This window comes from Streptomyces sp. ISL-10 (assembly GCF_018614575.1).
Classification (GTDB): domain Bacteria; phylum Actinomycetota; class Actinomycetes; order Streptomycetales; family Streptomycetaceae; genus Streptomyces.
The window spans coordinates 23263-30146 of the sequence record NZ_JAGGOJ010000049.1 but is presented as its reverse complement, the minus strand read 5'-3'; the positions used below and the strand labels follow the sequence as shown (position 1 = coordinate 30146).

General features: G+C 68.5%; 7 protein-coding genes and 1 pseudogene. 2 read left to right on the top strand and 6 right to left on the bottom strand.

Annotation, left to right across the window (positions count from 1 at the left end):
• The 4 genes from J7E88_RS34915 to J7E88_RS34900 all read right to left on the bottom strand — a co-directional run.
• Positions 1-243: SulP family inorganic anion transporter (locus J7E88_RS34915; protein WP_251023654.1), on the bottom strand; the 243-nt coding region annotated here is incomplete at its 3' end.
• A gap of 2 nt (positions 244-245) precedes the next feature.
• Entirely contained in the window at positions 246-839 is a 594-nt protein-coding gene (locus J7E88_RS34910; protein WP_215187519.1) for a carbonic anhydrase, read from the bottom strand.
• Positions 840-920: 81 nt separating this feature from the next.
• Complete coding sequence (locus J7E88_RS34905) at positions 921-1319, bottom strand: hypothetical protein (protein ID WP_215187518.1); 399 nt, start codon at positions 1317-1319, stop codon at positions 921-923.
• Between the two features lie 483 nt (positions 1320-1802).
• Positions 1803-3932 (bottom strand): SpoIIE family protein phosphatase, encoded by a 2130-nt coding sequence (locus tag J7E88_RS34900; protein WP_215187517.1) that lies wholly within the window; start codon positions 3930-3932, stop codon positions 1803-1805.
• A 243-nt stretch (positions 3933-4175) separates the two neighbouring features.
• Between J7E88_RS34900 and J7E88_RS37590 the strand changes: the two are divergent.
• Together J7E88_RS37590 and J7E88_RS34895 are read left to right on the top strand one after the other, a co-directional pair.
• Positions 4176-4304, top strand: a pseudogene (locus J7E88_RS37590) (MerR family transcriptional regulator); the annotation flags it as partial.
• 62 nt (positions 4305-4366) lie between these two features.
• Positions 4367-4540, top strand: coding sequence for a hypothetical protein (locus J7E88_RS34895; protein WP_215187524.1), 174 nt, complete (start codon positions 4367-4369; stop codon positions 4538-4540).
• Positions 4541-4598: 58 nt separating this feature from the next.
• Here J7E88_RS34895 and J7E88_RS34890 read toward each other — a convergent pair whose 3' ends face one another.
• On the bottom strand, positions 4599-5501 hold the full coding sequence (locus J7E88_RS34890) for a ParB N-terminal domain-containing protein (protein WP_215187516.1): 903 nt from the start codon (positions 5499-5501) through the stop codon (positions 4599-4601).
• Positions 5502-5503: 2 nt separating this feature from the next.
• Positions 5504-6838 carry a hypothetical protein gene (locus tag J7E88_RS34885; RefSeq protein ID WP_215187515.1) on the bottom strand — a complete coding sequence of 445 codons (1335 nt, stop codon included), beginning with the start codon at positions 6836-6838 and terminating at the stop codon, positions 5504-5506.
• Positions 6839-6884: the final 46 nt, after the last annotated feature.

Below are 6884 nucleotides of genomic sequence, written 5' to 3'. Positions count from 1 at the left end.
CACCCCGAACTCGCTGACGGCCTCGAAGACCAGCACGGTCAGGCCCGCCGCGGGCCCGGACACCTGGAGGCTGCTACCGGGCATCAGCCCGGTGACGAGTCCGCCCACGATGCCGGTGACAAGGCCCAGCTCTGCCGGGACGCCGGAGGCGACCGCCACACCGACGCACAGCGGTACGGCGACCAGGAAGACGACGATGGAGGCGGCGAAGTCCTGCCGCAGGTAAGGGAACTTCGACAGCATGGTCACCCGTCCCCTCGGAGCGTCTCGAACGTGTCGGACTCGGCGCAGTGTTCCCGCACGATTCCGGTGTGGACCTCGTAGTACCAGCCGTGCAGCTGGAGGTGACTCGCCTCGAGGCGCTGCTCGATGCACGGGTAGGAGCGCAGCCGCAGCAGCTGGGCGAGGACGTGGTTCTGCACGGCCTCGGCGACCGTCGGGTCGGTGGTGTCGGAGCACTTGGGCTCGTCCGCGGCGTGCGCGAGCCAGTCGCGTACGGCGGGGACGGCGTCGAGGTCGTCGTGGCGCACCATCACACCGACGGCGCCGCAGTGCGAGTGGCCGCACACCACGACGTGCTTCACGCCGAGCACCTGCACCGCGTACTCGATCGTGGCCGTCTCGCCCGTGGGGGTGGCGGAGCCGTACGGAGGAACGATGTTGCCCGCAGTGCGCAGCTCGAACAGCTCGCCGGGGCGGGCTCCGGTGATGAGGGCCGGTACGACTCGGGAGTCGGAGCAGGTGATGAACAGGACGTCGGGTGACTGGCCCTTGGCGAGGCGGGCGAACTCCTCAGGGCGCTGTCCGAACATGCGGGCGTTGTCGATGAGGGGCTGCATGATGTGGTGATTCCTCCTGGCGCGCCGTGGGGGCGCGTCGGACGGGCAGGGCATACGTGGGGGGTGGAGACTGCTCCGCTGTCAGCAGCGGAAGACCTGGAGTGCGGCCGGGAAGTGGGCTGTCGGAAATCCCGACGGACGGTCGTGCCCGACACTGGGCGCGACTGGTTCGTCCGCGGCGGCCGGATCGTGCGCCGGCATGGGTCGCTCGGGCGGCTGGGTCGCGGAGTCGGAGACGCGGTGCCGGTCGAGGCTGCGCGGGACGCCGGCCGGTCCGCGGAGGTAGCCGACGTCGCGAAAGGTGACGGCCTCGTCGCACAGCGTCATGCTAGAGGGGTTGATTCCGGACTGGGCTTTGGCCTCAACATGACGGGTCGCGTGCGCCGGTGCGAAGGGCACCTCAAGTGTGAAGAACGGGAGAGTGAACAGGGTGGCAGCGAGGAGGGCAAGCACGGTCTGGGCCGTCGCACCTCGGAACATTCGCCCCTCCAAGCAGTTCACACCTCTTGCGTGTGCCAACGATTGGTCAATGACTGGTCAAGAAACACGTTAGCCCGGCGAAGCTGTTTGCAGGGTTAACTGAGCGTTTCGAGCTGGAGAGAGCCCGAAAGGTGCAGGTTGGTTGGCGCAAACTGCCTCTTGACCTCGCACAGTTGACCGACTAGTTGAGCTCGATCGGCTGGACGCTGCGCCGCGTCACAGCCTTCGGCCATGTAGGCAGTACCCGCCCAGTCAAACCGCCGGCTGGACGGTTGCGACTGCGCCGTTGAAGCACTTCAGCGCGTCGCAGCAGACGGCGGCCGCGGGACCGGCACCGTCGCGACCACGGCCCCCGGCGGCTCCCACACCCGTTGCCCCGTTTACGCAGCTGACGGTGACGGGCTCACTGGTCACCCCCGTCCGTCGAGGAGATCACCATGGCGTGCCCTCACAGGCCCTCCTCTTCGCACTGTCCGACGCCTCTTACGTCGCAGCTTTACTGCCCCAAGGTGGCAGAAACCGCCGCGTTCTACGTGTCCCACGTCGGGGTCGGGCTTGGGCAATGAGCAGGGCAACGTCATCGTCATCGCCGGGGTGGCGCAGGGCGTGCAGGAGCTCGTCGCACGTCTCTTCCAGCGGTCGATCCGGTACGTCCAGGAGGGTGAGGAGGCACTCCAGACGAGCGTCGATGGACTCGTGACGGGTTTCGACCAGGCCGTCGGTGTACAAAACGAGTTGGTCACCGGGCCGGAAGGCGATGCGTGTGGTGTGGAAGGCGACGCCGCCGACGCCCAGTGGTGCGCCCGTGGGCAGGTCGAGCAGTTGGGGAGCCTGACCGGCGCGTACCAGGGCAGGGGGCAGGTGCCCGGCGAGGGAGACGTGGCACTGCGCCCGGTGCGGGTCGTAGACGGCGTACAGGCACGTGGTGATGGTTTGCTCCACGCCCTGGGTGAGGTGGTCGAGGTGGTGCATTACCTGGGCGGGTTGGAGGCCGAGTTCGGCGAAGGCGCGGGTGGCGGTGCGCAGTTGGCCCATGGTGGCGGCGGCGTTGATGCCGCTGCCCATGACGTCGCCGACGACCAGCGCGGTCTTGCTGTGGTGCAGGGGTATGGCGTCGTACCAGTCGCCGCCGATCTCGCTGGTAGTGCCGGCGGGCTGGTAGCGGCAGGCGATGTCCAGGCCCGGCAGGTGCGCTGGCGGCTGGGGAAGGAGGTTGCGTTGGAGGGTGAGGGCTGTGTGGTGTTGGGTTTGGTACCAGCGGGCGTTGTCGATGCATACGGCGGCACGGGCGGCCAGCTCGCTCGCCAGCAGCGCATCGTCGTCGTCGAAGGGCGTGGGGTTGCGGATGCGCTTGAGGTCCAGGGCGCCGAGGACCTCGCCGCGAGCGATCAGGGGTACGGCCAGGTAGGAGTGCACTCCGGCGGTGGCCAGGAGCGTGACGGCGGCGGAATCGCGGGCGATGCGCTGAAGATCGTGGCTGTCCACGTGCGGGACCAGTACAGGGCGGCCGGTATTCACGCAGTGGGTCACGAGCCGGTCGGCGTCATATCGTGCGACGTCGCCGGGACGGTCGGCCGCATGGACTGCCTCGGTGGGGTAGGCCGCGGCGACGGCGAGAGCGCGGAATAGCGCAGGTCCCTGCGGTGCGCCCGTCGATCGGCCGCCCAGGACACCGTCGAGTACATCCACTGCGGCCACATCCGCCAGCTGCGGCACGGCCACATCCGCCAACTCACCTGCGGTCCGCTCCAGGTCGAGCGTGGTGCCGATGCGGATGGAGGCGTCGGCGATCACGGCGAGGCGCTGCCGCGCGCGGGCCGCCTCGGTGGCCGAGTGGTGACGCTCAGTGATGTCCACGACGGAGACGGCTACCCCGAGTACCTTGCTATCGGGGGCTTCCAGCCGGTGGTACGACACGGACCAGGCATGATCGTGGTCCGGATCGGCGGGGGTGCGGCCGGCGGCGTACTGATCCACGATCGGTTTCCCGGTCTCCAGGACCTCCCGCATCGCGGCCTCGATGGGCTCAACGTCCAGGAACGGCAGGACCTCGCGGACGTGTCGACCGATGTGTTCGTCCGCGGGTAGGCCGTTGATGCGCTGCAGGGCTGGATTCACGGTGACGTACCGCAGGTCGGTGTCCATGACCGCCAGCCCGATCGGGGACTGGGAGACCAGCCGTACCGACAGCGCCAGGTCACGCTCCATGTCCTGGACGGTCGCCTTGCCGGTGGCCAGGCCCAGAAGGTAGACGTCGTGCCGGTCGTCCAGCAGCCGCATGTTGCGGAACTCCACCTGCCTGGTACCGCCGTCTTTGCGACGGGCGGGAAAGACCCCGGCCCCGCTCTTTCCGCTCTCCATAGCCTGAGCGAACAGCTTGATCATCAGGTCCAGATGCTGCTCATGGACCAAGAGTCGGCCGGCGAGCTGCCCCAGCGCCTCATCGGCGGTGTAGCCGAACAGCTGGCCGGCCTGGGGACTCCAGAACACGATCCGCCCGTCCGTGTCCAGCACGACCGCGGCGACGCCCAGCACGTCCAGCAGACCGCCGGGCGCGGACCGGGCAGCGTCCGCCTGTCCGGGCTCGGGCCGGAAAGCATCCGTTGCACTCATCCGAGCACTCCTTCCGCCGGCCTCACGGCGTGCTGCGTAGTGCCAGCCCGGCCCGCACCCTGTACCCGACGGGTCTGCGCTCCTCTATGGTCTCCCCGGACGGGCTTGCCATGCACCCTCCGGCCTGTCCGATCTCATGAGCCGCTGGCATCTCCGACGCAGCCGCGGTCCGAGCATGGCCTACAGCAACTGACCATCGGGCAAGCCGCCAAGGCCGCCGGACTCACTCGCAAGGCGGTGCGTATGTACGAGGCCAAGAGTCTGCTGCCCACCGCCGAACGAAGCACGGCGGGCTACCGCGTCTACACCCCGGACGACGTCGAACGGCTGACCTTCATCCGCCGGGCCCGCGCCCTCGGCCTGCACCTGGACGACATCCGCCACGTGCTTGCCATCCGCGACGGCGGCGCGCCCCGTGCGACACCGTCCGCAGCGTGCTCGACGCCCGCATCGCCGAGATCGATATCGCCGTCACCGAGCTCCTCGCCCTGCGCAAGACCCTCACTGACACCCACCAACGAGCCGACGACTGCACCGACGACGAACCCGTCACTGTGTGCGCAATCATCGAGGGAACAGACCCCCAGGTCACGGCATCAACGCCGTAAAATCCGTTGGCTTCCACGCGGCCCCTCAGTCACCGCTCAACTCCTGACCAACGGCTGTCTAGTTCTCCCGTGCAGCGATGATGTCCAGGGCACGCCACGGCTCGGCCTCCGGCACGCTGCCGTCCTTCACCAAACGGTCGATCGCAGCCCGTACGGTGGCCGCCGTCTCTACTGGGATCTCCCGTACACCGAACACCGTCTCCAGCGGTGCGGTGCCCTTGCGGTACGCCTCACCCGTGGCGGCGTCGAACCAGCCCTCGGCCAGCTCACCTAGGTGCCGCTCAAATACGGCGAGGATCACGCCGAGGGCGGTGGCGGAGTTGCCGATCTTGTACGCGGCTCGGGATGTCTCCAGCGCATCGAGCACCGGCTCGTACTGCTCCAGCCCGGCCACCCATCGCTGGTCCGCCGTCGCCGTGGACCGGGCCGCGTCGAACGCGGCTTCCGCCCGCTCCAGCTCATCGGGCAGGAACATGAACTGCACACTGGCGAAGTCGAGGTTCGCCTCACCCAGGGAGGCAACGTCCACCTTGGCCAGCAGCTCCAGGGTCTTGTCGTCCAGGCCCGTGTACTGACGCCACTCCACGTTCTCCAGCTCGTCGTACAGCTCCTTGAGGATCGCCGGGTCGTCCTGGCCTGCGATGGCGTTGTGTGAGAGCTGGAGAGCGATCTGCCGCTGGCGGGGCAGCGGCTCGTCTATCTGCATCCACCAGATCGTCGGCAGGCCAGCTTCGATTGCGGCGAGCGTGCGGTGGTTGCCGGACAGGACGACCAGCCGCCCCGTCTCGCCGTCGTTCCACACCAGCGGCGTCGAGGTGAGGCAGCCGTCACGCTCGATGTTCGCCACGAGCTGCCGGAACTGCTCGTGTGGCAGGAACCGCGCGTTGACGTCGAGCAGCGTCAGCGTGCGCGGGTCGCCCTGCACCATCTGTGGCGGGGAGAGGCGAGTGGTCTCCTCCATGATCAGACTCCCGTCTTCGTCGTCTGGGCGCCCCACCGCTTCGCCCACGTCTGAAGGGCTTCGGCCAGCGTGTGCTGGCCCATGGCCCCCTGGTACTGGAGCTGGAACTTCCAGCCGTCCTCGTTTGACGGGCTGCGCTTGTTCAGCCGCAGCAGGCCGCGGTACTTCATCGACACCGGGTTGTTGCTGAACGCGGTCGTCGCCACCCTCCGGATGCGCCGCGAGAACGCCCGCTGGCACAGCAACTGCGCCTCGGCGCTGGTGGCCGCGAGCACGATCAGCTTCGACAACCGCGGGTAGTCGGTCGGCGCGACCGCGAAGTCTGAGAGCACGTACGCCTCGTCCGGCGTGAACGTGCTCGGAGCCATGGCAAACACACCGAGCAGCCGCCCACCCCCGTCCCGGACCGCTACGGCCAGGTTCGCCGTGCCCGGCGCGATCTTCGGGTTGAGGTACCGGGAGCGCAGGGCGTTGAACTGGCCCGGCTTCAACAGCGACAACGTGAGCGGGCCCACCAGTTCATCTCCCTTGCGCAGGCGGGGAGCCTTCACCGGCTCAATCGCCTGACGCGGGGCAACGATCCGCGTCGGAGCCTCGCTGGCGTACACGTAGAAGGGAGCGGCGCGCGGGGTCGCCTTGATCACGCCGCGCAGATACGAGTGAAGCTCGGGCACGTTGTGGTTGGAGGCGGTCAGCCAGTACGACCGGTCCGTGATCGCACCGAGCACGCCGACCACGTCCGCGTCCGACAGCGGCTCGTACTCCGGCGCATCCCAGGTGAAGTGGGCTTCCAACGGCTCATACAGCTTCTCGTAGCCGCCGCCGTAGAAGGGAGGGAAGGAGCACACCGGGGCGTCGCGGGGAACCTTCTGGAGCCAGGAACGCACGTCCTCCACCTCGTAGGAGGCCAGTTCGATGTCCGAGCCGGACAGCCGCTCGACCGTCTCCGCGTGCTTGACCTTCCACTGCTCCCGGTAGGAGCGCACCACCCGCTCGTGCCACAGCCCCTCGCGGCCGACGCTGGCCAGAAACCGCGTGCCGAGCATGAGCGTGGCGACGGTGCCGACACCGTCGTCCAAGAAGTCTGCGAGCCAGCCGAGTTCGTCTCGGCTCTCGTCACGAAGCTGGATGCCGACCGGCTGGCGGGTGAGCCATCGGCCGACCGCGCTCGTGTAGATGGATACGTCGGAGGAGTGCAGGGCGAAGCCCATACCGGCCAACGACCGCTCGATGGTGAAGTTGCCGCAGCACGGCACATACACCGGGCCGCGCGGCCACTGGTTGGCCGTCTCGCGCACGATCGAGCGCATCGGGCCCGGAATGGTGCCCTGGAACATCTCGCCTCCCGACGAACGACAGCGCCCGGCCTCGGCGGGTGCCGGG